This is a genomic window from Rhodococcus sp. NPDC059969, assembly GCF_042738325.1.
Taxonomy (GTDB): Bacteria; Actinomycetota; Actinomycetes; order Mycobacteriales; family Mycobacteriaceae; genus Rhodococcus_F.
In genome coordinates this window covers 288,269-313,852 of sequence record NZ_JBHWUF010000004.1, presented here as the reverse complement: position 1 = coordinate 313,852, position 25,584 = coordinate 288,269, and the positions used below count along the sequence as shown (strand labels likewise).

27 protein-coding genes are annotated in these 25,584 nt (G+C 63.6%); 12 read left to right on the top strand and 15 right to left on the bottom strand.

Annotated features, from left to right (window positions below; translation table 11 throughout):
• Positions 1-21 precede the first annotated feature (21 nt).
• Positions 22-1,044, top strand: coding sequence for a LacI family DNA-binding transcriptional regulator (locus ACFWAD_RS15255; protein ID WP_378534225.1), 1,023 nt, complete (start codon positions 22-24; stop codon positions 1,042-1,044).
• A gap of 56 nt (positions 1,045-1,100) precedes the next feature.
• Here ACFWAD_RS15255 and ACFWAD_RS15250 read toward each other — a convergent pair whose 3' ends face one another.
• The 4 genes from ACFWAD_RS15250 to sdhC are packed head-to-tail and all read right to left on the bottom strand — an operon-like array spanning position 1,101 to position 4,496.
• Entirely contained in the window at positions 1,101-1,868 is a 768-nt protein-coding gene (locus ACFWAD_RS15250) for a succinate dehydrogenase iron-sulfur subunit (RefSeq protein WP_003940925.1), read from the bottom strand.
• Positions 1,868-3,619, bottom strand: coding sequence for a succinate dehydrogenase flavoprotein subunit (gene sdhA, locus ACFWAD_RS15245; protein ID WP_019747692.1), 1,752 nt, complete (start codon positions 3,617-3,619; stop codon positions 1,868-1,870). Before sdhA ends, ACFWAD_RS15250 begins: the two co-directional genes overlap by 1 nt.
• 15 nt (positions 3,620-3,634) lie before the next feature.
• Entirely contained in the window at positions 3,635-4,090 is a 456-nt protein-coding gene (locus ACFWAD_RS15240; protein WP_003940699.1) for a succinate dehydrogenase hydrophobic membrane anchor subunit, read from the bottom strand.
• Between the two features lies 1 nt (position 4,091).
• On the bottom strand, positions 4,092-4,496 hold the full coding sequence (gene sdhC, locus ACFWAD_RS15235) for a succinate dehydrogenase, cytochrome b556 subunit (protein ID WP_020969155.1): 405 nt from the start codon (positions 4,494-4,496) through the stop codon (positions 4,092-4,094).
• A gap of 253 nt (positions 4,497-4,749) precedes the next feature.
• Between sdhC and ACFWAD_RS15230 the strand changes: the two genes are divergently transcribed.
• From ACFWAD_RS15230 to ACFWAD_RS15220, 3 genes are read left to right on the top strand one after another with little or no spacing between them, the layout of a single operon-like run.
• Positions 4,750-5,154 (top strand): cytidine deaminase, encoded by a 405-nt coding sequence (locus ACFWAD_RS15230; protein WP_378447696.1) that lies wholly within the window; start codon positions 4,750-4,752, stop codon positions 5,152-5,154.
• Complete coding sequence (locus ACFWAD_RS15225; RefSeq protein WP_378545080.1) at positions 5,147-6,442, top strand: thymidine phosphorylase; 1,296 nt, start codon at positions 5,147-5,149, stop codon at positions 6,440-6,442. The genes ACFWAD_RS15230 and ACFWAD_RS15225 overlap by 8 nt, the downstream gene beginning before the upstream one ends.
• 9 nt (positions 6,443-6,451) lie before the next feature.
• Complete coding sequence (locus ACFWAD_RS15220; RefSeq protein ID WP_378545077.1) at positions 6,452-7,537, top strand: adenosine deaminase; 1,086 nt, start codon at positions 6,452-6,454, stop codon at positions 7,535-7,537.
• A 15-nt stretch (positions 7,538-7,552) separates the two neighbouring features.
• Here the strand turns inward: ACFWAD_RS15220 and ACFWAD_RS15215 are convergent, their stop codons facing one another.
• The 5 genes from ACFWAD_RS15215 to ACFWAD_RS15195 are packed head-to-tail and all read right to left on the bottom strand — an operon-like array spanning position 7,553 to position 10,788.
• A complete protein-coding gene (locus tag ACFWAD_RS15215; RefSeq protein WP_378545074.1) occupies positions 7,553-8,791 on the bottom strand; it encodes a primosomal protein in 1,239 nt (412 codons plus the stop codon).
• Positions 8,792-8,838: 47 nt separating this feature from the next.
• Positions 8,839-9,117, bottom strand: a complete 279-nt coding sequence (locus ACFWAD_RS15210; protein WP_378545071.1) for a YbaB/EbfC family nucleoid-associated protein — start codon at positions 9,115-9,117, stop codon at positions 8,839-8,841.
• A gap of 17 nt (positions 9,118-9,134) precedes the next feature.
• On the bottom strand, positions 9,135-9,476 hold the full coding sequence (locus ACFWAD_RS15205) for a hypothetical protein (protein WP_378545068.1): 342 nt from the start codon (positions 9,474-9,476) through the stop codon (positions 9,135-9,137).
• 8 nt (positions 9,477-9,484) lie between these two features.
• Positions 9,485-10,477, bottom strand: a complete 993-nt coding sequence (locus tag ACFWAD_RS15200) for a C40 family peptidase (protein WP_378545065.1) — start codon at positions 10,475-10,477, stop codon at positions 9,485-9,487.
• Entirely contained in the window at positions 10,474-10,788 is a 315-nt protein-coding gene (locus ACFWAD_RS15195; RefSeq protein WP_378545062.1) for a type VII secretion target, read from the bottom strand. The genes ACFWAD_RS15200 and ACFWAD_RS15195 overlap by 4 nt, the downstream gene beginning before the upstream one ends.
• An 81-nt stretch (positions 10,789-10,869) precedes the next feature.
• Between ACFWAD_RS15195 and upp the strand changes: the two genes are divergently transcribed.
• Complete coding sequence (gene upp / locus ACFWAD_RS15190) at positions 10,870-11,493, top strand: uracil phosphoribosyltransferase (RefSeq protein WP_007727319.1); 624 nt, start codon at positions 10,870-10,872, stop codon at positions 11,491-11,493.
• Here the strand turns inward: upp and ACFWAD_RS15185 are convergent.
• Together ACFWAD_RS15185 and ACFWAD_RS15180 are read right to left on the bottom strand one after the other, a co-directional pair.
• Complete coding sequence (locus tag ACFWAD_RS15185) at positions 11,490-13,082, bottom strand: phospho-sugar mutase (protein WP_378545059.1); 1,593 nt, start codon at positions 13,080-13,082, stop codon at positions 11,490-11,492. The two genes, upp and ACFWAD_RS15185, sit on opposite strands and share 4 nt — an antisense overlap.
• Positions 13,079-13,876: a purine-nucleoside phosphorylase gene (locus tag ACFWAD_RS15180; protein ID WP_378545054.1), complete on the bottom strand. Its 798-nt coding sequence runs from the start codon at positions 13,874-13,876 to the stop codon at positions 13,079-13,081. The genes ACFWAD_RS15185 and ACFWAD_RS15180 overlap by 4 nt, the downstream gene beginning before the upstream one ends.
• A 67-nt stretch (positions 13,877-13,943) precedes the next feature.
• Here ACFWAD_RS15180 and ACFWAD_RS15175 point away from each other — a divergent pair, with 67 nt between their 5' ends.
• The 4 genes from ACFWAD_RS15175 to ACFWAD_RS15160 are packed head-to-tail and all read left to right on the top strand — an operon-like array spanning position 13,944 to position 18,091.
• Entirely contained in the window at positions 13,944-14,642 is a 699-nt protein-coding gene (locus ACFWAD_RS15175) for an enoyl-CoA hydratase-related protein (protein ID WP_378545051.1), read from the top strand.
• Between the two features lie 12 nt (positions 14,643-14,654).
• Positions 14,655-15,815, top strand: a complete 1,161-nt coding sequence (locus tag ACFWAD_RS15170; RefSeq protein ID WP_378545048.1) for a M20 family metallopeptidase — start codon at positions 14,655-14,657, stop codon at positions 15,813-15,815.
• The gene (locus tag ACFWAD_RS15165; protein ID WP_003940741.1) at positions 15,812-16,960 is read left to right on the top strand and encodes a M20 family metallopeptidase; all 1,149 of its coding nucleotides are present in this window, start codon (positions 15,812-15,814) and stop codon (positions 16,958-16,960) included. The genes ACFWAD_RS15170 and ACFWAD_RS15165 overlap by 4 nt, the downstream gene beginning before the upstream one ends.
• A gap of 54 nt (positions 16,961-17,014) precedes the next feature.
• Positions 17,015-18,091 carry a hypothetical protein gene (locus ACFWAD_RS15160; protein WP_378545045.1) on the top strand — a complete coding sequence of 359 codons (1,077 nt, stop codon included), beginning with the start codon at positions 17,015-17,017 and terminating at the stop codon, positions 18,089-18,091.
• Positions 18,092-18,104: 13 nt separating this feature from the next.
• On the opposite strand, the gene ACFWAD_RS15155 is transcribed toward ACFWAD_RS15160, so the two are convergent.
• Positions 18,105-18,575 (bottom strand): gamma-glutamylcyclotransferase, encoded by a 471-nt coding sequence (locus ACFWAD_RS15155; protein ID WP_003940753.1) that lies wholly within the window; start codon positions 18,573-18,575, stop codon positions 18,105-18,107.
• 154 nt (positions 18,576-18,729) lie between these two features.
• Between ACFWAD_RS15155 and ACFWAD_RS15150 the strand changes: the two genes are divergently transcribed.
• On the top strand, positions 18,730-20,133 hold the full coding sequence (locus ACFWAD_RS15150) for an NAD(P)H-quinone dehydrogenase (protein WP_230812434.1): 1,404 nt from the start codon (positions 18,730-18,732) through the stop codon (positions 20,131-20,133).
• Between the two features lie 181 nt (positions 20,134-20,314).
• Positions 20,315-21,496, top strand: a complete 1,182-nt coding sequence (locus ACFWAD_RS15145; protein ID WP_378545042.1) for a PLP-dependent aminotransferase family protein — start codon at positions 20,315-20,317, stop codon at positions 21,494-21,496.
• On the opposite strand, the gene ACFWAD_RS15140 is transcribed toward ACFWAD_RS15145, so the two are convergent.
• Together ACFWAD_RS15140 and ACFWAD_RS15135 are read right to left on the bottom strand one after the other, a co-directional pair.
• Positions 21,477-22,262: a CoA-transferase subunit beta gene (locus tag ACFWAD_RS15140; RefSeq protein WP_378545039.1), complete on the bottom strand. Its 786-nt coding sequence runs from the start codon at positions 22,260-22,262 to the stop codon at positions 21,477-21,479. The two genes, ACFWAD_RS15145 and ACFWAD_RS15140, sit on opposite strands and share 20 nt — an antisense overlap.
• Positions 22,259-23,173: a CoA transferase subunit A gene (locus ACFWAD_RS15135; RefSeq protein ID WP_378534174.1), complete on the bottom strand. Its 915-nt coding sequence runs from the start codon at positions 23,171-23,173 to the stop codon at positions 22,259-22,261. Before ACFWAD_RS15135 ends, ACFWAD_RS15140 begins: the two co-directional genes overlap by 4 nt.
• 84 nt (positions 23,174-23,257) lie before the next feature.
• Here ACFWAD_RS15135 and ACFWAD_RS15130 point away from each other — a divergent pair, with 84 nt between their 5' ends.
• Positions 23,258-24,154, top strand: coding sequence for a LysR substrate-binding domain-containing protein (locus ACFWAD_RS15130; protein ID WP_230812442.1), 897 nt, complete (start codon positions 23,258-23,260; stop codon positions 24,152-24,154).
• Here the strand turns inward: ACFWAD_RS15130 and ACFWAD_RS15125 are convergent.
• Positions 24,151-25,566, bottom strand: coding sequence for an MFS transporter (locus ACFWAD_RS15125; protein WP_378545036.1), 1,416 nt, complete (start codon positions 25,564-25,566; stop codon positions 24,151-24,153). The genes ACFWAD_RS15130 and ACFWAD_RS15125 overlap by 4 nt on opposite strands.
• Positions 25,567-25,584: the final 18 nt, after the last annotated feature.

Below are 25,584 nucleotides of genomic sequence, written 5' to 3'. Positions count from 1 at the left end.
ATCCATCATTGTGAGGTAGTTGTGGCGCATCGATTCAAAGTGCGGGAGATCGCCCAGCAGTCGGGCCTGAGTGAGGCCACCGTCGACCGGGTGCTCAACGACCGTCCCGGAGTTCGCGACGGCACACGATCGGAGGTTCGCCAGGCGATCACGGACCTGGAACGTCAACGCTCGCAACTGAAACTGGTCGGTCGCACGTTCATCGTCGACGTCGTGTTGCAAACTCCTGCAAGGTTTTCCGACGCCGTCCGCGATGCGCTCGAGGCTGAACTGCCGACCCTTGCGCCCGCTGTGGTGCGGTCCCGGTTTCACTTTCGTGAGACCGGTTCGGTAGAAGCGATGACATCGACGCTCGACAAGATTCGCCGACGCGGGTCCCACGGTGTCATCGTCAAGGCTCCCGATACTGCGGAAGTCGTGGCGGCGATCGATCGGCTCGTGGCGGCAAAGATTCCGGTCGTCACGTTGGTGACCGACGTTGCCGGCAGCAGGCGAGCCGCTTACATCGGAATCGACAACCGAGCCGCCGGAGCCACCGCCGCGTATTTGATCGATCAGTGGCTGGGGGATCGGGACGGCAACGTGCTGGTCAGCATGAGCAGCGGATTCTTTCGCGGCGAGGAAGAACGGGAGATGGGATTTCGCTCCGCCATGCGCGTTTCGGCTCCGCATCGACGTTTGATCGACATTCCGAACAGTGACGGTTTGGACCAGACGAGTAGGAAACTGGTGCGGGCAGCGCTCGAATCCGATCCGCAGATCCGTGCTGTGTATTCGATCGGTGGCGGCAACCTGGCCACGGTCGACGCGTTCGAAGAACTGAATCGAGAGTGCTCCGTCTTCGTCGCCCACGATCTCGACGGAGACAATCGAAAGTTGCTGGGGGAGAGGCGAATTTCGGCGGTGCTGCACCACGATCTGCGGGCGGATCTTCGCACTGCCGCTCAGGTGGTCATGAAAGAGCACGGCGCCATGGGCGCCCACTTCGGTTTTACGACGTCACCGGTTCAGGTCGTGACTCCGCTCAACATGCCCCCGACATAGCTGTGCGCGGTCAAGGAGTCCGGAGACTCCCTAACCGCGCACAGGCCGAAGGCCAACTATCGAGCGAAGAGCAGCGCTCGCTTGACTTCCTGAATAGCCTTTGTCACCTGGATGCCGCGGGGGCACGCGTCGGTGCAGTTGAACGTGGTGCGGCAACGCCACACGCCGTCCTTGTCGTTCAGGATGTCGAGACGCTCGGAAGCGGCCTCGTCACGGCTGTCGAAGATGAACCGGTGTGCGTTCACGATGGCAGCGGGACCGAAGTAGCTGCCGTCGCTCCAGTACACGGGGCACGACGTGGTGCAGCATGCACAGAGGATGCACTTGGTGGTGTCGTCGAAACGAGCACGGTCGTGCTGGCTCTGGATGCGCTCACGAGTGGGCTCGTTGCCACTGGTGATGAGGAACGGCTTCACGGCGCGGAATGCGTCGAAGAAGGGCTCCATGTCGACAACCAGGTCCTTCTCGACGGGCAGGCCCTTGATGGGCTCGACCGTGATGGTGACAGGCTTGCCGTCCTTGGGGAGCATGTCCTTCATCAGCAGCTTGCAGGCCAGACGGTTCACACCGTTGATCCGCATGGCGTCCGATCCACAGACTCCGTGTGCGCAGCTGCGACGGAACGTGAGGGTGCCGTCGAGGTAGCCCTTCACGTACAGCAGCAGGTTGAGCAGACGGTCGGTGGGCAGTGCCGGAACCTGGAAACTGTCCCAGTGCTGGCCCTCGCCCGATTCGGGGTTCATCCGCGCGATCTTGAGGGTGACCATGACGGCGCCCTCGGGAACAGCGGGGAGTTTTGGTGCATCTACAGCAGGCGCAGACATCAGTACTTACGCTCCATCGGCTCGTAGCGGGTCTGGATCACCGGCTTGTAGTCCAGACGGATGTCGGAGAGCAGGCCGTCACCCTCCTTGTACGCCATCGTGTGCTTCATGTACTCGGCGTCGTTGCGATCCGGGAAGTCCTCGCGAGCGTGGCCGCCGCGCGATTCCTTGCGGTTGAGGGCACCGACGACGGTGACCTCTGCCATTTCGAGGAGGAAGCCCAGCTCGATGGCCTCGAGCAGGTCGCTGTTGTAGCGCTTGCCCTTGTCCTGGACCGTGATGTGGTTGTAGCGCTCCTTGAGAGCACGCACATCCTTGAGTGCCTGGGTGAGGCGCTCTTCGGTGCGGAAGACGGAGGCGTTGTTGTCCATCGACTGCTGCAGCTCGGTGCGGATGTCCGCAACGCGCTCGTGGCCGTGATCGGACAGGATGACGCCGACCCAGTCTTCGACCATCGCGGCCGGGGTTTCCGGCAGGTCGACGAACTCGGTGGAGTTCGCGTACTCGGCTGCAGCGATGCCGGCGCGGCGGCCGAACACGTTGATGTCGAGGAGCGAGTTGGTGCCGAGGCGGTTTGCGCCGTGCACGGAGACGCAGGCACATTCGCCGGCGGCGTACAGGCCCTTGACGACCTCGTCGTTGTTGCGCAGAACCTCACCGTTGATCTTGGTGGGGATACCGCCCATGACGTAGTGGCACGTCGGGTAGACGGGCACGGGCTCCTTGACGGGGTCCACGCCGAGGTAGGTGCGCGAGAACTCCATGATGTCGGGGAGCTTCTCGTCGAGAACTTCCTCGGGGATGTGCGTCACGTCGATGTAGACGTAGTCCTTGTTCGGGCCGGCGCCGCGGCCTTCGAGAACTTCGAGGACCATCGAACGAGCCACGATGTCACGCGGAGCGAGGTCCTTGATGGTGGGGGCGTAGCGCTCCATGAAGCGCTCACCGTCGGCATTTCGGAGAATGCCACCTTCACCACGGACAGCTTCCGAGATCAGGATGCCGAGACCGGCGAGTCCTGTCGGGTGGAACTGGTGGAACTCCATGTCCTCGAGGGGCAGGCCCTTGCGGAAGATGATGCCCATGCCGTCACCGGTGAGGGTGTGCGCGTTTGACGTCGTCTTGTACATGCGTCCCGAGCCGCCGGTCGCGAAGATGATCGACTTGGCGTGGAAGATGTGCAGCTCGCCGGTCGAGAGCTCGTAGCAGATGACACCGGTGGCAACCGGGCCGTCTTCGGTCTCGGTGATGGCGATGTCGAGCGCGTAGAACTCGTTGAAGAACTCGACATCGTGCTTGACGCAGTTCTGGTAGAGCGTCTGCAGGATCATGTGACCGGTGCGGTCGGCTGCGTAACACGCACGGCGGACGGGTGCCTTGCCGTGGTCACGGGTGTGTCCACCGAATCGACGCTGGTCGATCTTGCCTTCGGGCGTGCGGTTGAACGGCAGGCCCATCTTCTCGAGGTCGAGCACCGCGTCGATGGCCTCTTTGGCCATGATCTCGACGGCGTCCTGGTCGGCGAGGTAGTCGCCGCCCTTGACGGTGTCGAAGGTGTGCCACTCCCAGTTGTCTTCCTCCACGTTCGCCAGTGCGGCACACATGCCGCCCTGGGCCGCGCCGGTGTGGCTGCGGGTGGGGTAGAGCTTGGTCAGTACGGCCGTGCGGGCACGGGGGCCAGCTTCGATTGCCGCACGCATGCCTGCGCCGCCGGCGCCGACGATGACCACGTCATAACGATGTTCCTGCATGAAGTCTGTGCTCCCCTAGCTCGCCGAGATATTGGGGTCGAAGGTGAAGATGACGTACGTGCCCAGGCCCATGATCAGGATCATCGAGAGAACGAGGATCGTGGTCAGCCAGAAGCGCGTGGAGTCCTTGCGGGAGTAGTCCGCGATGACCGTGCGCAGGCCGTTGCCGCCGTGCAGCTGTGCCAGCCACAGCATCGTCAGGTCCCAGAACTGCCAGAACGGGCTGGACCAGCGACCTGCGACGAATGCGAAGTTCAGACGATGAACGCCACCGTCGAGCATCAGCATGATGAACATGTGGCCCAGGACCAGAACGATCAGGGCGACGCCGGAGAAGCGCATGAACAGCCATGCGTACAACTCGAAGTTGTTCCGAGCCTTCGCACGCGGGGACCGCGGGTTGTCCAGGCTTGCGGGACGGTCGTATGAGGTGCCCAGGCTCTTGGCTTCGGGTCCGTGAGTAGTCGCCATGTCAGTGCTCCGCAAACATGTTGATGAGGATGCGTCCGGCGCCTGGGATCATCACCAGGAACCAGATCGTCAGAATGGTCCAGAGCATGACGCGCTGGTACTTCGGGCCCTTCGACCAGAAGTCCACCAACATCACGCGCACGCCGTTGAGGGCGTGGTAGAGGACTACTCCGACGAGGCCGATCTCCATGAGGCCGACGAGGGGGTTCTTGTACGTGTCGATGACGGCGTCGTACGTATCGGGATTGACCCGAACGAGTGCCGTATCGAGAACGTGTACGAATAGGAAGAAGAAAGTAGCGACGCCTGTGATCCGGTGTAGAACCCAGGACCACATTCCGGGGTCGCCCCGGTAAAGCGACCTCGTGCGCTCCTTCTGAGGAGCGGCTTCAGTCGTAGTACTCATCGAGTGCTGTGCCTCCAACGTCATTGGTGGACGCGTCGAGCCTGCAGAGAGCTTCGATGTACCTCAGCCCGGGCTCGACGGGATCCTGAACCGACTTGACTCAGACTCTAAACCTATGTGAAACCGGGAACTAATCAGATGCGGGATTCGTACGCGTACCAAACTCTTTGTAAGGTTTGCCTTTCCAATCTCCGTGAGACGGTTACGGCGTGGTTTCTGCATCCATTCAGTCCGCGTGATTGGATAACGAACCATGGGTGACATCGACTGGAAGTTGTTGCGGCACAACGCGCAAGTGGTCATGCGGCAGGCCTATGCGCCGTACTCGGGGTATGCGGTGGGTGCAGCGGCCCTGGTAGACGATGGTCGAATCGTCTCAGGATGCAATGTGGAAAATGTCTCATACGGTTTGAGCCTGTGTGCCGAATGTGGACTCGTCGGTAACTTGGCCGCCACCGGGGGTGGGCGGCTGGTGGCCTTCACATGCTGCGACGCGAAGGGGTCGATTCTGATGCCCTGCGGCAGGTGTAGACAGCTTCTTCTCGAGCATGGCGGGGGTGAGATGCTTGTCGACACCAGCAGCGGCTTCAGGCCGCTGAGCGAGCTGTTGCCCGATGCTTTCGGGCCGGAACAAGCAGAGGGGCTCCGCCATGTTTGACGCAGTTTCCATCATCGGCGCCAAGCGTGACGGCCGCGAATTGTCGGGGACCGAGATCGACTGGATAGTTCAGGCGTTCACGCAGGGGGTCGTCGGCGACGAACAGATGTCGGCGCTCGCGATGGCGATCTATTTCCGCGGAATGTCGCGGGCGGAGACCGGTCGATGGACCGATGCGATGATCGAATCCGGCGGGAGGATGGACTTTTCGGACTTGCCGCTGCCCACCGTCGACAAACATTCGACCGGTGGAGTGGGGGACAAGATCACCCTTCCGCTCGCGCCCCTCGTCGCTGCGTGCGGTCTTGCAGTCCCGCAGTTGTCGGGACGCGGACTGGGCCACACCGGTGGAACACTCGACAAGCTCGAGGCCATTCCGGGTTGGCGCGCAGACCTCACGGCGGCGGAGATGGTCGACATTCTTTCGGACCCGAAAATCGGTGCCGTGATCTGCGCTGCCGGAGCGAACCTGGCCCCGGCCGACAAGAAGCTCTACGCGCTGCGCGACGTGACCGGAACAGTGGAATCCATTCCGCTGATCGCAAGTTCGATCATGAGCAAGAAGATCGCCGAGGGGACCGGCGCCCTGGTGCTCGACGTCAAAGTCGGTTCCGGAGCGTTCATGAAGGACCTCGGCGACGCGCGCGAGCTGGCTCGCACGATGGTCGAATTGGGCAACGACGCCGGTGTGCGCACTAGCGCCCTCATCACCGGGATGGACACTCCACTGGGACTGACGGCCGGCAACGCTCTCGAAGTACGAGAATCCGTCGAGATGCTGGCCGGCGGGGGTCCGTCGGACGTCGTCGAGCTGACCCTTGTCCTGGCGCGGGAAATGCTGTCCGCGGCCGGGATCGACGGTATCGACCCGGCAGACAAACTTGCCGACGGCACGGCCATGGACCGGTGGCGCGCGATGATCTGCGCACAAGGTGGGGACCCGCACGCAGCGCTGCCGGTGGCTAGGCACAGCGACGTCGTCACCGCGGACCGAGACGGTGTGCTGACCCGACTCGACGCCATGGCGGTGGGCGTCGCAGCCTGGAAACTCGGAGCCGGACGCGAACGGCAAGGTGAAGCCGTGCAGGCCGGTGCCGGCATCGAGATGCACGCAAAGCCGGGCGAAGTGGTTCGCGCCGGGCAGAAGCTGATGACTTTGCACACGGATACCCCCGAGAGATTTGACGCAGCGCGTCGCAGCCTCGGTGGTGGCTGGTCCATCGGGACCGAATCCGACACCGTTTCGCGGCCGCTGCTCATCGAGCGAATTGTGGGTGATTCGCGTTAGCGTTGGCGAATGAACGCACCGGAGTTGACCACGATCCGCAGCGCACCCAAAGTTCTTCTCCACGACCATCTCGACGGAGGACTCCGACCCGAGACCGTTCTCGAACTGGCCGCGCAGTGTGGCTACGACGAGCTGCCGGCGAATTCGGCATCCGAACTGGCACAATGGTTCCGAACTGCCGCTGACAGCGGTTCACTCGAGCTCTACCTCGAAACGTTCGCGCACACAGTCGCCGTGATGCAGACCCCGGAAGGGCTCGCACGGGTGGCACGTGAGTGCGCCGAGGATCTGGCCGACGACAACGTCGTCTATGCCGAAATCCGTTTTGCGCCCGAGCAGCACCTGGAACAGGGCCTGAGTTTGGACGAGGTCGTCGAGCACGTGCTCGAGGGCTTCCGAGCCGGCGAATCCGCCGCCAGGGTCGCGGGACGGGAGATCCGAATCGGGTGTCTCCTGACGGCGATGAGGCATGCCGCCCGGTCGCGCGAGATCGCCGAACTCGCGGTGCGATTCCGGGACCGCGGAGTGGTCGGGTTCGACATCGCCGGCGCCGAGGCCGGAAACCCACCGAGCCGGCATCTCGACGCTTTCGAATACATGCGTGATGCGAACGCTCACTTCACGATCCACGCGGGCGAGGCCTTCGGATTGCCGTCGATCCACGAAGCGATCGCGTTCTGCGGAGCGGACCGGTTGGGACACGGCGTGCGGATCGTCGACGACATCGAGGTAGGCGGCCACGGTGGGGCAGAGCTGGGTCGGCTCGCGAACTACGTCCGTGACATGCGCATTCCCCTGGAACTGTGCCCGAGTTCGAACGTACAGACCGGAGCCGTAGCCGCCCTGGCGGACCATCCGTTCGGACTGTTGGCGGACTTGCGCTTCCGCGTGACCGTCAACACCGACAACAGGCTGATGAGCGACACCAGCATGAGCCGGGAAATGGCGGCGTTGGTCGAGACCTTCGGTTACGGCTGGAGCGATCTGGAACGCTTCACCATCAACGCGATGAAGTCGGCCTTCATCCCGTTCGACGAGCGCCTCGCATTGATCGACGACGTCATCAAGCCGGGTTACGCCGTGCTCATCGGCTAGATGACGTGGACCCGACTACTCAGGTCGCAACCGGGCCTCGAACTCACGCTCGAGTTCACGCCAGGCCTCGGATTCCTTGGTGAACGGCGCACTCGGGGCCATCCGGGACGGATCGGGATTGAGAAGGTAGGAGACGTACCAACCCAGCTCGTTCGACGCGGACAGAACTTCCTCGGTGGAGTCGTCGTCGGCGAAATCCGCTGCATCGGTGAACAATTCGACGGCAAGCTCCAACTGCTCGGCATCGACCACGTCCGGGCCCTGCGCGAGGTCGTCGGCGATGCCGGGCAGAACGTAGACGTTCTCGTCCGTGACTTCGATTTCGAGTGAACCGTCGACGGCAGCATTCTGAATCTCGCCGTACGTGCTGACCTGCGAGAGATCGTGTTCGTGGTTGTCCGCGAGATAACGAGCGAGTGCGCGCTCGCTACGGAAGACGGTGATCAGTCCGTCCTTGCCGAGGAAGATCGCCTGATCTCCCATGTAGCAGCGCAGAGTGTAGAACGTCTCGGCCGAGGTGATGATGCGGATCGGGTCGACGCCGACCTCGCCCCAGAAGGTCTCGACTTCGTCTTCATCCTCGTCGAGGTCGTCCTCGTCGAATTCCTCGTCCTCGCCCTCCTCGGCGACATCGTCGGCGTCGACGGTGTTCTCGGCAGCAGCGAGCAGTTCAGCTTCGGCGACCGCGACGGCGGCAGCGTCGACCTTCGGGGAGGTGACCACCTTGTCGATGGCGTCGAGAACGGCGTCCCAGTCCTTGACGATTGCGGCGCCAACCTGATCCCACAGCTCCAGTCCTTCGCGACCTTCGAAGGTGCCGGCGCCGGTGGCCAGCGCGCCGAGTACCGGATGGCCGCTGAAGAAGCGGATGACCGCGTCGAGTTCGCACACCTCACCGATGTTGCGAGCCATGTTCAGGGTGTCTTCGAGTTCCGAGACCACCAGTGGCTCAGGGTCACCTGCGGCCAGCTCGGGCACGCCGACGAAGTCGAAGGTGAAGTTCTCTTCCGGCTCGAGTTCGGCTGCCGACAGTCCGGAGACGACGGCCCACGCCGGATGCTCGACCAGGTCGTTGTCCGAGTCGGTGCGGATGAATGCCGCGAGCTCCGCGACGGAGGAGAACCCGTAGAGGTCTTCCTCATGGCCGAGAAACGCTTCCCACTCGTCGTCGCCCTCGCGCCAGCGGGGTGCCCACAAAGTGACGAGGTCTCCGTCGGTGAGTCCGATTTCGATAGGGACGATGTCTCCAGCCATGGGCGGAAGCCTATCCACCGCGGAGCGAAAGGCATAGCGGGGGTTGGTCACGTTTGTTTCAGCGACACGCGGAGCTCACCCACCAGCCGTTCTCGTTCATCATTGGACTGCTGAACTGCCTGGTGAATGGTTGCCACCGTCAGTGCGGCTACCGTGCGCGAATCCATGGCGGTGATCGCATCGGTGATCCGCAAGTCGACCAGAGCGCCCAGCCCGTCGACAGTCGCTGTCACTATCCCACCTTCACTCGCGACGACTGCCCGCAGAGCGGTGACCCCGTCGACGGCGTCCTGCAACAGCCCGGTCCGGTGTTTCGCCAGCTCCATGATTCGATCCATCTCGTTCATATCGAACGCATCCAGCTCGACGGCAGGCTCTGGTCCTCTGTGGCGTCGACATCAGCGAGTTCGTCTCGCGTCGCGAGACCGAGTCGATCGAGGATCGCCGCCGGCACGCCGGTCTGATCGAGCTCCACACGATGGCGGACACCGGCTTCGATTGCAGCTTTCGAGGACAGAGCGAGTATCTGCTGCGCCAACCGTGCGCCGCCGTACCGCAGTTCGCCCTGGCTGATCCGCAGGTCCACGGGGACAGCATGCTCCGTGGCGCGGACCGCGATGGTTCCGGCGCGGTTGACGGCGACGGCTGTGATGATCGGCGGCGATTCCCGGAGGTTCTCGGACATGTTTCCTGTCATTCTGTCGGGCGGTAGAAGCCGTGAAAGCCCATGCCGCTGTTCGTGGTTCGGATGGAACTGACTTCGACAGGGTCACCGGCCTCCACCATCTGACCGTTGCCGATCACCATGGCGACGTGTCCGTCCCAGACTGCGAGGTCGCCCGGCATCAGATTGTTCTGATCGACCTGGTTCCCGATTCCTTGTTCCTGGGCCAACCTCGGAATATCGACTCCGGCTTGGCCGTACGCCCATTGCGTCAACCCGCTGCAATCCAGACCGACTCCGGGTGTCGTGCCTCCCCAGGCGTACGGGACTCCCTGTTGAGTGAGCGCGTTGCGTACGGCGGCAGCGGCCTCGGCGTTCGGTGCGGTCGCGATCGAGCCGTCGGGGAGTTCGACCTCTACACCGCCTGCGGAACCGGAACCACCAGCGGAACCCGAACCACCTGCGGAACCGGAAGTACCCGCCGAACCCGAGGCGCCTGGCGCGGGTTCCGGTATCGGGACGGGTGGGATCAGCGCGGACATCTTGTCGGTCGACCCGGCCAGTTCACCGCGTACCCGCTCGACTACCGAGACCGCCCGCCCGAGGTGCTCCAACGCGGCCGACAGCAACATCAATTGCCCCATCGGTGTCGCGAGCGTCGGCCCGGCCTTGACGGCGAGCGTCAGGAAGGACTGAAGAATCTCACCGAGTTCGGTCATTCCCGCGGACACGGACGTTGTGGCTTCGTCCACGACGCCGGCGATGTTGCTCCCACGATCGGCGAGGTTTCGCGTCGACGTCTGCGTCTGCTCGGTTTTGGTCACCGCGGCGGTGAGGGCATTCGACGAACTCTGGGTGGATGCCAGTTCGCTCAGTGCGGCGCTTCCCAATTGGTACGCGATCTCGAGGGCGTCCGAAGCGATGCGGATTCCGACGTCGGGTCCGCCCGGGTCGGCGACACCGGTCCCCACGACGTCGACCAGATCGATGATCGGTCGAGCGAGAGCGTCGACGTCGATCATGATCGTGCGGCTTCGACGAGAGCCGTTCGGACAGATTCTTCGGAGTCGAGATAGACGGCATGAGCGTCGCGGGCGGCCGACCGGACACTGGAAATTACAGCGGACAGTCGATCGATGTCCTCGACATGCGCTTGTTGTGCTCGGCCCGCGACGCGAACGAAGTCTCCGCCGATCAGCCCCAGCACAGCGGACAGAGCGGTGTGATCGCCGCCGGACGCATCCTGTCGGGCTTGCGCGACGTTGTCTGCCACGGTGCCCAACCGCGCGGCGAACTCCGCGATGCTTTCGGTGTGTAGATCCAGATTTGTCAACTTGTCTTCCCCCCGTTGCGCTTACTCCTTCTTGGACGCCGCGCGGGGTGCTTCGGTTCCCGAGGAACTATTCTGATGGTCATGCAAACGCACGTAGTCGACCATCCGCTCGCGGCGGCCCTCTTGACGACAATGCGTGATGCACGCAGTGAGAACGCGACGTTTCGTTCCGCACTTCGCAGGCTCACGCACATGCTGGTCTACGAGGCCATGCGTGACGCGGAGGTAGAGGAGTTCCCGGTCGACACCCCGGTAGCAGCGACGACGGGCATCCGGCTCGCGAAGCCTCCATTGCTGGTTCCGGTGCTGCGCGCGGGTCTGGGCATGGTCGAACAAGCCAGTGCACTGATCCCGTCGGCCGGGGTTGGCTTTGTCGGAATGGCCCGTGACGAAGAGACACATCAGCCGGTTCCGTACCTCGAATCCCTGCCCGCGGATCTGTCCGGTATCCCGGTATTCGTGCTCGATCCGATGCTCGCGACCGGTGGTTCGATGGTGCACACCATCGACTTGCTGGTTGCGCGTGGCGCGACCGATGTCACGGCAGTGTGCGTCGTAGCTGCTCCGGCCGGCGTCGATGCGCTGGCAGCCTCCGGACACCCGGTGCGTCTGGTCATCGCGAGCATCGACGACGGACTCGACGAGAACGCATTCATCGTCCCCGGACTCGGTGACGCCGGCGATCGGCAGTTCGGACCCCGCTAGAGCGAGAGGGCGAAGGTTCGGAGTTCGGCCAGCCGGGCCTTCGCCTGCTCGCGCGCGTTCGCGAGATCGCTGCGGTCGGCTACCGGGACCACGACTTCGAGATAGCACTTGACCTTGGGCTCGGTGCCGGACGGTCGCACAACCACGCGGATCGACGGTCCGTCGAATATCACTGCGTCGGTGCGCATACCGCCGCGAACCAGGGACAAGTCTTCGACGGTCACCGGCTCACCCGCGAGCTGGCCGGGCGGATCGGCGCGTAACCGATTCATCATTTCGGTGATGTCGCTCGAGTCCTCGACGCGGCGGGATACTTGGTCCCCGCAATGCAGTCCGAATTCGACGGCATAGTCGTCGAGAACATCCAAGAGGGTTCTGTTGCTGCCCGCGAGGGTGGCAGCCAGATCGGCCACCAGTACGGCAGCCGAGATTCCGTCCTTGTCGCGCACCACATCCGGATCGACGCAGTGCCCGATCGCTTCTTCGTAGGCGTAGACCAGTCCGTCGCCGGCACGCGTGAGCCACTTGAACCCGGTGAGTGTCTGCGCAAACCTGGCTCCGCGGGCTCTCGCCAACTTCGAGAGCAGGGTCGAGGAGACGATCGTCGTCGCCACCAACGAATCTTCGGGCGCCGTGCTCAGCACGTGGTCGGCCAGAAGCACCCCGGTTTCGTCGCCGCGCAGCATGCGCCACTGATCACCGTCGCGAACTCCGACGGCGCAGCGGTCGGCATCCGGGTCGAGTGCGATCGCCAGATCCGCGTCGACACGTCGGGCGAGTGCGAGAAGCCGGTCTGCGGCGCCGGGCTCTTCGGGATTGGGAAACTCGACGGTCGGAAACGTGGGGTCGGGATCGAACTGCTCCGCCACGACGTGCAGGTCCTCGAATCCAGCTGCTCGCAGAGCAGCTGTCGCAGTCTCGCCGCCGACGCCGTGCATTGCCGTGAGCGCAATCCGGATCGAGCGGGCGTCGCCGTGCGGGAGGGTCGCGATGCGGGCGATGTACTCCTCGACCAGAGAATCGTCGGCCGGAATCACCGATGCTCGCGCGACGTCGGCGGCACTACCGATGCGGGCGATCTCGCTCTCGATTTCACGATCGGCGGGGGAGACGAGTTGCGCTCCGCCCGAGAGATACACCTTGTAACCGTTGTCGGCGGCAGGATTGTGGGAGGCAGTGATCTGGATACCTGCCGCTGCCCCGAGCCTGCGCACCGCGAACGCCACCAGCGGTGTCGGCAGTGGGCGGGGGAGCAGGGTCACCTCGAACCCGGCCGCCGCCATGACTTCAGCGGCGGCGAGAGCAAATTCCTCGGAACCGCGCCGGGCGTCGCGGCCGACGACAACGCGGGAGCCGCCCTGGCAGCGAGCTGTCAGCCAGGCCGCCAGACCGGCCGTGGTCCGGATGACGACCGCGAGGTTCATGCCGTTGGGGCCGCCGCGCACCGGCCCGCGAAGCCCAGCGGTGCCGAACGCCAGTGGCGCGGAAAAGCGTTCGGCCAGTTCATGTTCCGAAAGGACTGTCAGTTCTGCGCGGGTGACTGGGTCCGGATCGGCATCGATCCACTCGGTGACGTGGGTAGGTGTCACAGTTGCTCGACCAGTTGACGCAACAGCACTCCCATCCGGGCTGCCGACGCTTTGCCTGCCACCAGCACCTCCTGATGGTCCAGCGAGGCCCCAGTGATTCCGGCGGCCAGGTTGGTGACCATCGAGATGCCGAGAACGCGGGCGCCGAGCGCGCGGGCCGCAATGGTCTCGTGAACCGTCGACATGCCGACCAGATCGGCGCCGAGTGTACGAAGCATTCGAATCTCGGCCGGAGTCTCGTAGTGCGGACCGGGAAGCCCGGCGTAAACACCCTCGGCAAGGTCCGGGTCGATCGAGCGAGCCAGCGCGCGCAGTTCCGGCGAGTAGGCGTCGACCAGGTCGACGAACTCCGCGCCGACGAGCGGGGACCTGGCCGTCAGGTTCAGATGGTCGCTGATCATTACCGGTTGGCCGACGGCGTAGTTTTCAGCAATACCGCCGGCCGCGTTGGTGAGGATGACCGTGTTGGCGCCGGCAGCGATGGCCGTTCGGACCGGGTGGACGACGGTGGCGAGATCGTGGCCCTCGTACGCATGCGCGCGCCCGAGCAGCAGCAGGACTTCCGTGTTCCCGACGCGCACCGAACGGATGGTGCCCGCGTGCCCGAGCGCCGACGGTGGGGCGAAGCCAGGCAGATCGGCCATCGAGACTTCAGCCGTCACGTCCGCACCGGAATCGCCGAACACGTCTGCGGCGTCGGTCCACCCCGACCCGAGCACGATGGCGACTGACGGTGACGAAGAACCCGTCATAGCGGACAGAGCAGCGGCGGCGGCCTCGGCGATCGTTCCCATGTGAGCAACCCTACTGAGGAGTCGGGTCGGTTCGCCGGGTGAGTTGGCGGGCGTTACTCTCCCATCCATGCCTTATCTCGAACGCGACGGCGACGTATTCATCCTGTACCTCGGCAACGAGGGCGAAACGGACAACGAGAACCGCTTCGGCCCCGAGTGGATCGACGCTGTTCACAGCAAGCTGGACGAGGTCGAAGCGCACGAGGGGCCGGCAGCCCTGGTGACCACGGCGACGGGCAAGTTCTACACGAACGGCCTGGACACGACGTGGATCTTCGGCAATCTCGACGGTCTTCCCGGCTACCTGGACAAGGTCCACACCATCTACAGCCGGCTGCTGACCTTCCCGATGGCCACGGTCGCGGCCGTGCAGGGGCACGCATTCGGCGCCGGTGCCATGCTCGCGTCCTCGCACGATTTCCAGATCATGCGCGCGGACCGCGGCTTCTACTGCCTTCCCGAGGTCGGACTGAACATGCCGTTCACAGTCGGGATGTCTGCATTGCTGAACAGTCGTCTGCCCAAGCCGACGGCGGTCGACGCGATGACGACGGGGCGTCGATTCGGCGGCGCCGACGCGCTTGCTGCCGGCATCGTGCAGGAAACGGTCGACGGCGACGGAGTGCTCGCGGCAGCAGTGGCCAAGGCGTCGGCATTGACGTCGACTCACGGCAAGAACTTGGCGGGAATCAAGGCAGGTATCCACCGCGATGCACTTGCAGACCTCGCTCAGGTGACTGACAAGAGCAACTTCTCCTTCGGGTGAGACAATGATCGCGTGAATCAGAATGTCGACAGTGCAGTCAGGTCTGTAGAGGCCGATCTGATTGCGCTGTCGCATTCGATTCACAGCGACCCGGAACTCGCCTTCGAAGAGTTCCGCAGCGCTGCCAAAGTGTCGGACCTGCTGGCGCAGCACGGTTTCGCGGTCACTCGCGGGATCGTCGATCTGCCGACGGCTTTCGATGCCACCTACGGCAGCGGAGAGTTGGTCATCGCGATCTGCGCCGAGTACGACGCGCTGCCCGAGATCGGTCATGCCTGTGGGCACAACATCATTGCCGCAGCCGCGGTCGGAGCCGGCATCGCGTTGGCTACCGCGGCCGATGAACTGGGGATCACCGTCCGGGTGATCGGTACTCCGGCGGAGGAAACCGGTGGCGGCAAAGTTCTGATGCTCGAGCGTGGTGCATTCGACGGCGTCGGCGCGGCCATGATGGTTCATCCAGGACCGATCGACATCATCGGTGCCACCTCCCTGGCCCTGGCGGACATCGCGGTCAGCTATCACGGTCGCGAGGCGCACGCGTCTGCTGCGCCTGAATTCGGTCGTAATGCCGCCGACGCGGCGACGCTCGCTCAGGTGGCGGTCGGGCTGTTGCGTCAGCACCTGCAGCCAGGCCAGCAGATTCACGGAATCGTCAGTGACGGCGGCACGGCTCCCAACATCGTTCCGGCCCGGTCCGAACTGCTTTACTACCTGCGTGCCGAGACGGCCGCGTCGTTGGCCAATCTGTCCGAGCGTGCCGACGCCTGCTTCGCCTCGGGCGCACTCGGCACCGGATGCACCCACGAAATCCGCACGGTATCGCCCACTTACACCGAGTTGACCCCCGATCCGTGGCTGGCGGCGGCGTACCGTGAACAGATCGTCGATCTCGGACGGGTGCCACTGGCGGTGGAATGGGAGCGCTCCCGTCCGCTGGGTAGTACGGATATGGGTAATGTGACCAATGTGATTCCGGGAATTCACCCGGTCATAGGCTTGGATTCATCGGGGGCAGTGACACATCAGCCGGAGTTCGCGGCGGCGTGTATCACCACCTCCGCAGATCGAGCGGTAGTCGACGGTGCAATTGCGTTGGCCCGCACTGCTGTCCGGGTAGCGTCCGATCCAGAACAACGCGCCCGTCTGTTGGAAGGGGTAGATCGCCGGTGAACGCGGCAATCGATACGTGGATTCACGCGCACACCGACGACCTCGTCGCGTGGCGCCGACACATCCATGCCAACCCGGAGTTGGCTCGCCGCGAATACGCGACCACCGAATTCGTCGCGACCCGCCTCACTGCCGCTGGGCTGTCGCCGAAGATCCTTCCCGGTGGTACCGGCCTCACGTGCGACATCGGACCGGAAGGTCCACGAATCGCACTCCGCGCCGACATGGACGCTTTGCCGATGCAGGAAGCGACAGGGGCGACGTATTCGTCCACGGTCCCCGGTGTGTCCCATGCGTGCGGGCACGACGCCCACACCACCATCCTGCTCGGCGCCGGACTGGCTCTGGCCACGCTGCCCGAACTTCCCGTCGGGGTTCGGCTGATCTTCCAGCCCGCCGAGGAAGTCATGCCAGGCGGAGCGCTCGACGTCATCGCGGCCGGCGCGCTCGACGGTGTGTCCAGAATCTTTGCTCTGCACTGCGATCCGCGACTCGAGGCAGGCCAGGTGGGCATGCGTCTGGGCGCGATCACCTCTGCTGCAGACACCATCGAGGTCGTCCTCGATTCTCCGGGTGGGCACACGTCGAGGCCGCACCTGACCACGGATCTGATCTACGCACTCGGCACAGTCGTGACCGGGCTGCCTGGAATGCTCAGCCGTCGTATCGATCCGCGTACCGGCACCGTCATGGTGTGGGGCGCGGTCAGTGCAGGTCAGGCGCCCAACGCGATTCCGCAGACCGGCATGATGACGGGCACGGTACGTACCGGCGATCACGACACGTGGGAGTTGCTCGAACCGCTCGTGGAAGAAATCGTCCACGGACTGCTCGCACCCACCGGCGTCCGCTACCAACTCAACTATCGTCGCGGAGTGCCACCGGTCGTCAACGACGAGGTGTCCACCCGGATGTTCGAGGACGCCATCGCGACCGTCGGACAAGATGCTCTGGCGGACACCCCGCAATCCGGTGGTGGCGAAGACTTTTCGTGGTACCTCGAAACCGTGCCGGGTGCCATGGCGCGGCTCGGTGTGTGGTCGGGTGAAGGCGATCAGCTCGACATCCACCAACCCACTTTCGATCTCGACGAGCGTGCACTCGGCGTCGGTGTGAAGGTTCTCACGAGCCTGGTTCTGGGATAGTTCCGGTTCCCGTCGGGGGTACCGTTTTTCGTTCGTTCGAGTGAAGGTACGGGCATGTCCATAGGTGTGGGAGTGCGAATCGGCACATTAGTGTCGACGGCTGTCGTTGCGTCGAACGATCCGGGTTCGGCCGATCCGGTGGTGTTGGTTCGGGACACGATCCTCAATCAACGCAAGGACGGAACGACGGTGCTCGGAGGCACCGAGCAACTGGGTGCCGGTCGTGAGTTCGCCGAGAGCTGGTCGGGTTTTGTCGGTCGCGTCGGGGACCCGAGTGGCGTCGCAGGAACGGCCGATACTCGTTACCGCGCCGAGGATTTGGTGGCGACCTCGATTCGCTGTCTGTTGCAGGAATGTGAGCCGCTGCCCGATCGCGGTGGCCGGAGCGGGGGAGCCCCCGACATCGTCGCCACATACCCGTCGCGCTGGGACTCGTCCACTGCCGCCCTCATGCAGGATTCTCTCGTCTACGCGGGCCTCGAACGAGTCACACTCGTCTCGGATGCCGAGGCGGTTTCGGCGTGGTTCGAGTCGGAAATCGCGGCGCTCGCCGGCACGCTCATCGGCATCTATCACGTGGACGACACCGGAGCAGCGGTCACGCTGGTGCGTTCGGGTGTCGCCGCGGGCCGCGCATTCGGCTTTGCCGGCGACGGGAGTTCGCCGAGTTCACGCCTCGCGACGGCACTGGGTGCGTTCGGCTGGATGCCGGAGAACCTGGACGCCGTAGTCGTCACCGGTGACGGAGAACCGGCGACGGACAAAGCGGCAATGATGTCCATAGCTGCCGGGATTGCCGAAAAGCTCGGTGTCAGATGTGAACTCGGCCCCGGACCCGAGCAGTCGGCCGCGCTGGGAGCTGCGATCCTCGCTGCCGGATTCACCTCGACGTCGCACACGATCGTGCCGATCGGGTTGCCGCCTTCACACGACGTGACCGAGGTGTTCGACACTCTGGGACGCGAGAAGGTGGCGGCTGAAACCGCAGCCGGGGTGGCAACAGCCGAGCCGGAAACTGCGGTTGTCGCAGGCGAATCGGCGTCGCGCGGTTCGAAGCGCATTCTCGTCGGAGTCGCGATTGTGATCGTGCTCGCGGCACTCGCGGTGCTCGCGTATTTCCTGCTGCTTTGAGCCGAGCATCCGGCTAGTCGGTAACTCCGTTACCCGGACCAACGTTGCGGCTGTTTCGCGTCCGCAGTTCACGCACGTACTCGGCCGGCGCTCCGGCAATCTCGGCAGCGTCGGCCATCACGCCGATGTAGCGGGCGGACGGCAGTCCACCTTCGTAGGCATCCATGACATAGAGCCACGCGAGGACTGCATCGCCGGCTGTGTCGACCCGCACTCGGATCTTGCGGTGCAGACCCAGTTCGGCGCCTTCCCAGCGGTCCAGGCTTACTTCGTCCTCTTCCGGGACGTCGTAGAGAACCACGAAAACACTGGAGTCGGGATCTTCGACGACGGTGGCGAGAGCGCCCTCCCAGCCGAGGTCCTCGCCGCTGAAGGTCAGGCGCCAGCCTCGCAGCCACCCTGTCCCGGACATGGGCGAGTGTGGGCAGCGCAACAACATCTGCTCGGGATGCATGTTGGAACCGTAAGCGGCATAAATCGACACGGGCGCAAGCCTAAACCGTGGTCCGAGGGTGTGGCGAAGCGGACCACCGGACGCAAGTAATCTGGTACAAGCACTGCGCGACACGTAGTGCTCGAATAGCGTGACACTGGTCGACGGGAGACCCCTGCCGGCCACGCGAGGACTTGGAGGACACATGACCCGGATCGTGATCATCGGTGGCGGACCCGCCGGCTACGAGGCGGCACTGGTAGCCGCGCAGCACGGGGCCACGGTCACCCTGGTCGATTCGGACGGCGTCGGCGGTGCGTGTGTGCTGTTCGACTGTGTTCCGTCGAAGACATTCATCGCGTCCACCGGAATCCGCACCGACATGCGTCGTGCATCCGATCTCGGCATCACCTTGGATCCGGAGCAGGCTTCGGTTTCATTGCCGAAGATCCACTCCCGAGTCAAGAGTCTCGCGTTGTCCCAGTCCTCGGACATTCGCGCACGGTTGCAGACGGTTGGTGTCGAGGTTCTCTCCGGTACCGCCGAACTCACCGATCCGCTCCTCGGAATGGCGGCGCACCAGGTTCGCGCGACGCTCGGAAGCGGCGAGCAGAAGACCATCGACGCAGACGTCGTGTTGATCGCCACCGGCGCCAGCCCCCGCATCATCCCGGGAGCCGAGCCCGACGGTGAGCGAATCATGACGTGGCGTCAGCTCTACGACTTGGACGAGCTGCCCGAGCACCTGGTCGTGGTCGGTTCCGGTGTCACCGGTGCCGAGTTCGTCTCCGCGTACACCGAGATGGGCGTCAAGGTCACTCTCGTGTCCAGTCGTGACCGTGTTCTGCCCGGCGAGGATGCCGATGCGGCACTCGTACTCGAGGATGCCCTCGCCGAGCGCGGGGTCTCCCTCGTCAAGCACGCCCGCGCGGACGCCGTCGAGCGCACCGAGAAGGGCATCGTCGTCAAGCTCTCCGACGGCCGCACGGTCGAAGGAAGCCACGCCTTGATGACCGTCGGTTCCGTCCCCAACACCAACGGTCTCGGCCTGGAACGGGTCGGCATCGAGTTGGACAAGGGTGGATACCTGCGTGTCGACCGGGTTTCGCGCACCACGGTTTCCGGAATCTACGCAGCCGGTGACTGCACCGGGCTGCTTCCGCTCGCCTCAGTGGCTGCGATGCAGGGACGCATCGCGATGTACCACGCGCTCGGTGAAGGCGTCAGCCCGATCAAGCTGAAGACTGTCGCGTCGGCCGTCTTCACGCGCCCCGAAATTGCAACGGTGGGTGTTTCGCAGGCGGCGATCGACAACGGAGAGGTGCCTGCTCGCACCGTCATGTTGCCGCTCAACACCAACCCGCGTGCCAAGATGTCCGGTTTGCGTCGCGGTTTCGTGAAAATCTTCTGCCGCCCGGCTACCGGCGTGGTCATCGGCGGTGTTGTGGTCGCACCCACCGCTTCGGAATTGATCCTGCCGATCGCGATCGCCGTGCAGAACAACTTGACGGTCAACGACCTGGCTCAGACGTTCTCGGTGTACCCGTCGTTGACCGGGTCGATCACCGAAGCTGCTCGTCAGCTCATGCGTCACGACGACCTGGACTGAGAACGGGCCAGAATGTTCTTACAATGTGAGAACTCTGTTTCATATACTGGAGTATTGGTGAGATAGTCGAGATACCGACCGAATCAAGGGTCGGTATCTCGGCGCTCTCCCGCCCCGTTGACCCAGGACGGCTCAGGGTGTTCTTCCTCTGACCTTCATTCTGCGTGCCTGGGAGCTTCACATGACACACGCCGCGCTGTCCGCTCGTATGGACGGACTCCGTAGTTCTGCAATTCGCGATCTACTCACCCTGACTGCCCGACCCGACGTCATCAGTTTGGCCGGCGGGCTACCCGACCCTGATTTCATTCCGCGGGAACGAATCTCGAAGGCAGCACACGGCGCACTCGGTGACCCCTCGTCCGTCCAGTACGGCGAGACGTCTGGTCTGCGGCGCCTCCGTGAGGTGATCGCCGAGCGCGAATCCACGAAAATCGGGCGATCACTCGACGCGTCCGAAGTTGTGATCACCCACGGTTCTCAGCAAGGTTTGAGCTTGCTCGCGCAGGTGCTCCTCGATGTCGGTGACGTCGTTGTCGTGGAGGAACCGGCGTATACCGGTGCGCTGCAGGTCTTTCGGACGGCGCAGGCCCGTCTCGTTCCGGTCCGGCTGGACGAGGACGGGATGGACATTGCCGCGCTCGAGGCGAAACTCGACGCCGGTCTTCGGCCCAAAGTTGTTCACACCGTGAGCAATTTCCACAACCCGCGCGGCGCGGTGCTCTCCGCGCAGCGCCGAACGCACCTGGCCGCACTGGCCGACCGATACGGATTCTGGGTTCTCGAGGACGACCCGTACGGCGAGCTGTACTTCGGCGACCAACCGCCCGCGCCGCTGGCTGCACTGTCGGACAGGGTGATTCGGCTGTCCAGTGCCTCCAAGGTGTTGGCGCCGGCGCTGCGCGTCGGCTGGCTGCACGGCGATCGGCGAGTCTGCGAGGCCGTCGAACTGATCAAGCAAGGCGCTGATCTGTGCGGTTCTTCGCTCACCCAGCAGATCGCCGCTGACCTCTTCTCCGACCGCGAGTGGTTCGACGCGCATCTCGACAAGCTCCGGGCGGGGTACGGAGCCAGAGCGAAGGCAATGGTCACAGCCGCCGAGACGGAATTGGGTGGTCGTGCACGCTTTTCCGAGGTCCGCGGCGGCATGTTCTGCTGGATGGATTTTCTCGACGACGTCGATACCACCGAACTCCTGGGGGTCGCACTGAAATACGGAGTCGCTTTTGTCCCAGGTTCGGCGTTCGCAGTCGAAGCGGACCTCAGCCGAAGCGCTCGACTGTGTTTCGCGACGTATCCCGAAGCCGTGCTGGTCGATGCCGTCGGCAGGCTCCGGGACAGTGTCAGCGCAGGTACAGCCTGACCTTGTCGATCGTGTTGCGGAGCAGATCGATCTCCGCGCTCGACGGTGGAGTGGTGAGGGTGACATGGTCGGCGACGGCCAGGTCCCATCCCGTCGACTCCCGTACCTGATCGACAGAGATTCCCTCGTGGACGCTGGTCAACTCCAGTTCGCCGCCGGGGCCCTGGTGTGTCAGGACGCCGAGGTTGGTGAATACCTTTCTCACTCCTGCACCTGCCGGCATGATGCCCTTTCCGCTGGCGAGGGCGCGGGCGGGGCTTGGCGAGGTGCAGAAGTCGAGCTCGGCCGGAAAGGAACTGAGGTCGTGGCGACGCATCACGACGAAGATTTCGGCGGCGTTCGCGATGATCTCGACAGCCCCGCCCGCCCCGGGCAGTCTGACCGTCGGATTCTTCCAGTCACCGATGAAACTCGTGTTCAGACTGCCCGTTCGATCGATTTGAGCGGCCCCGAGAAATCCGACGTCGACGTTGCCACCTTGCAGGACATAGCCGAAGAGCGCGGCCATGCTCAGCACGGATTCGGCACCGGAGACAACCACGGAGTCGGCGATACCCTCGGCCATGGCTGACGGGTGCGCGCCGCACACCCCGGACTCGTAGATCAGCTCGACGTCCGGATTCGACGTGTGCCTCGCGAGATCGACTGCGAGCGTGGGTAGCCCAACTCCGGCAAAGACTCGGCGCTTACCGGCCAATTCGCGTGCCGCGACGGCGACGATGGTCTCGGTGGAGGTGGCAGCCCCGGTGTCGATCGTGGTGGTCATAGTCTGCTCCCGTAGTCGACAGGTGTGGAAAGTTTTGATCCGACTTCGAGATCGGTCCAGTAGTCTGCTCCGAGTTTGGTGAGATACTCGCTGTGACTGTCGAGTGCGTACACCCAATCGTCGAGCCAATCTCTCAGCCGTGAAGGATCTTTGGAGATTTCGGTCCAGCGTCGGTAGAAGCCGCAATCGCGGTCGTAGTATCCCTGTGCGTACGACGGGTGCGCGCCGCGCGGGCAGACGACAACCGCGTCGACCGCGTGCGAGGGAATCAGAGTTCGGCTGGGGTCGGACCTGATGACCTCGTCGTCGACCAGTTCTTCGACAACGACGATCGCCTTCTTCGCGGCGTACACGGCTTCTTGCTGCACACCGGCGATGCCCCAGATCTGTGCGTTCCCAGACGAATCCGCCCGCTGTGCACCGATGATCGTCACATCCGGATTCAGTGGCGGCACGACGTAGACGCTCCCGCCGCCGTACGGGTCGTCGACGAGTCTCAGTTGCGGGTTGAGCGCGGGCAGATCACTCCCGGCGTACGACCGTAGAGGGAAGAAAGGAAGCCTGGCGGCTCCAGCCTGATACCGGCAGACCATGCCGTAGTGGCTGTATTCCTCGACCTCGAGGGGGAGCGGGTCCTGGTTCTCGATGCGTCTGCGTAACTCGTACAGAGACCCCGCGGACCCGCTGGCGAAGAACGATGCAACCAGCTTTCGGACGCAGCCGGCGGCGACGAGCTGATCGGAAACGATGTCCGGCGTCATTCGGCACAGCGTGAGGTCCTTCCTGCCCTGCCGGATGATCTCGTGTGCCGCGGCAAAGGGGATGAGATGCGAAAATCCCTCCAGCGCAACAGTCATGCCGTCTCCGACGTATCGACCGATGGCCTCTTTCATCGAGAGGGTCTTGTCCACGTGTGTACCTCTTCTTGTTCTCTCGCGCACTCGGTCGGTTTCGGAAACTTGACAGGGTCGGCCGGCGTGGCGCAACAATGTCGGGTGGAAATTCATCAGATCAACGCATTTCTCGCGGTGGCTGAGGAGCTACATTTCGGCCGTGCGGCGCAGCGGCTTCGGATTGCGCAACCTCCACTGAGTCGAACGATCAGGCAATTCGAGAAACAGCTCGGTTCGCCGTTGTTCGATCGAAGTACTCGAACCGTGCGGTTGACTGCTGCCGGCGAAGCGCTGCTGCTTCCGGCGCGCGAGATACTGGACGCGTGCCGGATGGCCGAGATCGCGGTGTCCGCGGCAGGCAAGGGAACGACAGGTCGCGTTCGCCTGGGTTTTGCGGGTACCTCGTCGCATCTGCTCGTCGGGCGGTGGGCGAAATTGGTGAGAAAGACCAATCCCGGTATCGAATTCGTGCTCGACAGTTCCGCTTTCGCGAACGAGGCGTTGTTGATGCTGCTCGATCGACGACTCGACATCGGGATGGTGCGGTGGACCGTCCCACCGCTCGGGATCACGTCGAGGCTGATCGCTGAGGAGGACTTTTTGGTTGCCATGTCGAAAGACCACCCGTTGGCGTCGAGGGACTCGGTTCGGTTGATCGAATTGGAGTCCGAGAATTGGGTGACGCTTCCGGCGGAACCGGGGTCGATTCTGCGGGAATCTCTGCTCACCGCGTCGAAGAACGCAGGGTTCCTCGCCCGAATCGTGCAGACGGCACCGGATTCGATGTCGTTGATCGCGCTGGTGTCCGCGGAAATCGGATGCTCGTTGACCATTTCCTCGGTAGCCCAGAGCATCGTGAACCCGGATGTGGTCTTTGTTCCGGTCATGGATCCACCTCCTCCTCTTCAACTGCGTATCGCCTGGCGAGAGGGAGACGACAGACCTGCTCTTCTCGAAGTGTTGAAATTGTCCGAGCAGGCGCTGCCGTCCCTGGCTTAGACGGTTGCCCGACCTGAAGGAATTTCACCCGCTTCGGATTTCGACGAGTTCGCAGTTTCGGCAAGGGTGTTCTCGAGTTCGAGTTCGTCGTAATCCGCCTGCTCGGCCGTCGAGAGTTCGCTTGCGTTGTATCCGGTACGGCGGAGCAGGAGAAGGGTGCAGATCAGCGAGACAAGTGCGTACAGCCCGGACACGATCGCGACCCCGACGATGTTGCCGGACGTGTTGAGCATCCACTGCGCCAGTACCGGAGTTCCGCCGCCGACGATGAGGGAACACAGTTGGTACGCCGTCGACAGGCCTGTGTAACGGATGTTGGCGGGGAAGGCCCGAGCGAGAACGCCGGCGATGGCGCCGTAGAACATCGAGTGCGGGATCGTGGCCAGACACATCGCGACGACTGCGATGGTGAAGTTCCCGGTTCTGATGGCGAAGAACATCGCGGGCATGAGAACGAACTCCGGTATCACCATCAGACACATGGCTTTTCGCATGTCGATCTTGGAGACCAGGACGGCGCCGAACGGTTGGACGATGAACTGCACGACAAGCGCGATCGCGATGGCAGCGAGGAAGGTTCCTCGGTCGTATCCGAGTTCTTTCGTAGCCCAGGACAATGCGAAGGTGTTCTTGAAGTAGGTGACCTGTGCGAGGGGGAGTGCGCCGGCGCCGAGGAGAACCAGTACCCAATGCTTGCGCAACACTTCGGCGAGCGGAAGTTTGACGACCTTCTTGCGGGCGAGAACGGCTTTCATCTCGTCGGACTCTTCGAGTTTGAGGCGAATGATCATTCCGAGAATGACCAGCACCGCCGAGATGATGAACGGGATTCGCCAGCCGTAGAGGAGGAATGACGGCGTCGGCATCGACGACAGCAGGAAGAATGCGATGGTGGCCAACAGATTTCCGGCGGGGGAGCCCTGTTGGGCGAACGCGGAGTAGAGGATGCTCTTGCCCTTCGGCGCGTTCTCGCTGGCGATGAGTACCGCGCCACCCCACTCACCACCGACCGCGACTCCTTGGATGACGCGAAGGGTGACCAGGCCGATCGGCGCCCAGATCCCTACCTGTGTGTAGGTGGGGAGGAGTCCGATGCCGACGGTGGCGACGCCCATCATCATCAAGGTGATGACCAGAGTGTTCTTGCGTCCGATCCGGTCGCCGAGGTGACCGAAGATGATCCCGCCGATCGGCCGGGCGAGGAAGCCCGCCCACAGAGTGATGAAGGCGAGGAGCGTTCCGACTCCGCTCGGAAGAGTGTCGGAGAAGAAGATGTCGCCGAATACCAAGGCAGCCGCGGTGCCGTAGATGTAGAAGTCGTACCACTCGATAGTGGTTCCGATGAACGAAGCGATACCGGCTCTTCGTGCCTTGGCGTTGATCTCCTCGGAACTGCGAGTGGGTGAACTCATGCGTGGCGACCTTTCTCT

What these genes read in the sequence shown, in the direction of transcription:
- ACFWAD_RS15250 (WP_003940925.1), bottom strand. Translation starts at nt 1,868, where the DNA reads ATGTCTGCGCCTGCTGTAGATGCACCAAAACTCCCCGCTGTTCCCGAG.
- sdhA (WP_019747692.1), bottom strand. Translation starts at nt 3,619, where the DNA reads ATGCAGGAACATCGTTATGACGTGGTCATCGTCGGCGCCGGCGGCGCA.
- ACFWAD_RS15240 (WP_003940699.1), bottom strand. Translation starts at nt 4,090, where the DNA reads ATGGCGACTACTCACGGACCCGAAGCCAAGAGCCTGGGCACCTCATAC.
- sdhC (WP_020969155.1), bottom strand. Translation starts at nt 4,496, where the DNA reads ATGAGTACTACGACTGAAGCCGCTCCTCAGAAGGAGCGCACGAGGTCG.
- ACFWAD_RS15230 (WP_378447696.1), top strand. Translation starts at nt 4,750, where the DNA reads ATGGGTGACATCGACTGGAAGTTGTTGCGGCACAACGCGCAAGTGGTC.
- ACFWAD_RS15225 (WP_378545080.1), top strand. Translation starts at nt 5,147, where the DNA reads ATGTTTGACGCAGTTTCCATCATCGGCGCCAAGCGTGACGGCCGCGAA.
- ACFWAD_RS15220 (WP_378545077.1), top strand. Translation starts at nt 6,452, where the DNA reads ATGAACGCACCGGAGTTGACCACGATCCGCAGCGCACCCAAAGTTCTT.
- ACFWAD_RS15215 (WP_378545074.1), bottom strand. Translation starts at nt 8,791, where the DNA reads ATGGCTGGAGACATCGTCCCTATCGAAATCGGACTCACCGACGGAGAC.
- ACFWAD_RS15210 (WP_378545071.1), bottom strand. Translation starts at nt 9,117, where the DNA reads ATGGAGCTGGCGAAACACCGGACCGGGCTGTTGCAGGACGCCGTCGAC.
- ACFWAD_RS15205 (WP_378545068.1), bottom strand. Translation starts at nt 9,476, where the DNA reads ATGTCCGAGAACCTCCGGGAATCGCCGCCGATCATCACAGCCGTCGCC.
- ACFWAD_RS15200 (WP_378545065.1), bottom strand. Translation starts at nt 10,477, where the DNA reads ATGATCGACGTCGACGCTCTCGCTCGACCGATCATCGATCTGGTCGAC.
- upp (WP_007727319.1), top strand. Translation starts at nt 10,870, where the DNA reads ATGCAAACGCACGTAGTCGACCATCCGCTCGCGGCGGCCCTCTTGACG.
- ACFWAD_RS15180 (WP_378545054.1), bottom strand. Translation starts at nt 13,876, where the DNA reads ATGGGAACGATCGCCGAGGCCGCCGCCGCTGCTCTGTCCGCTATGACG.
- ACFWAD_RS15175 (WP_378545051.1), top strand. Translation starts at nt 13,944, where the DNA reads ATGCCTTATCTCGAACGCGACGGCGACGTATTCATCCTGTACCTCGGC.
- ACFWAD_RS15160 (WP_378545045.1), top strand. Translation starts at nt 17,015, where the DNA reads ATGTCCATAGGTGTGGGAGTGCGAATCGGCACATTAGTGTCGACGGCT.
- ACFWAD_RS15150 (WP_230812434.1), top strand. Translation starts at nt 18,730, where the DNA reads ATGACCCGGATCGTGATCATCGGTGGCGGACCCGCCGGCTACGAGGCG.
- ACFWAD_RS15145 (WP_378545042.1), top strand. Translation starts at nt 20,315, where the DNA reads ATGACACACGCCGCGCTGTCCGCTCGTATGGACGGACTCCGTAGTTCT.
- ACFWAD_RS15140 (WP_378545039.1), bottom strand. Translation starts at nt 22,262, where the DNA reads ATGACCACCACGATCGACACCGGGGCTGCCACCTCCACCGAGACCATC.
- ACFWAD_RS15125 (WP_378545036.1), bottom strand. Translation starts at nt 25,566, where the DNA reads ATGAGTTCACCCACTCGCAGTTCCGAGGAGATCAACGCCAAGGCACGA.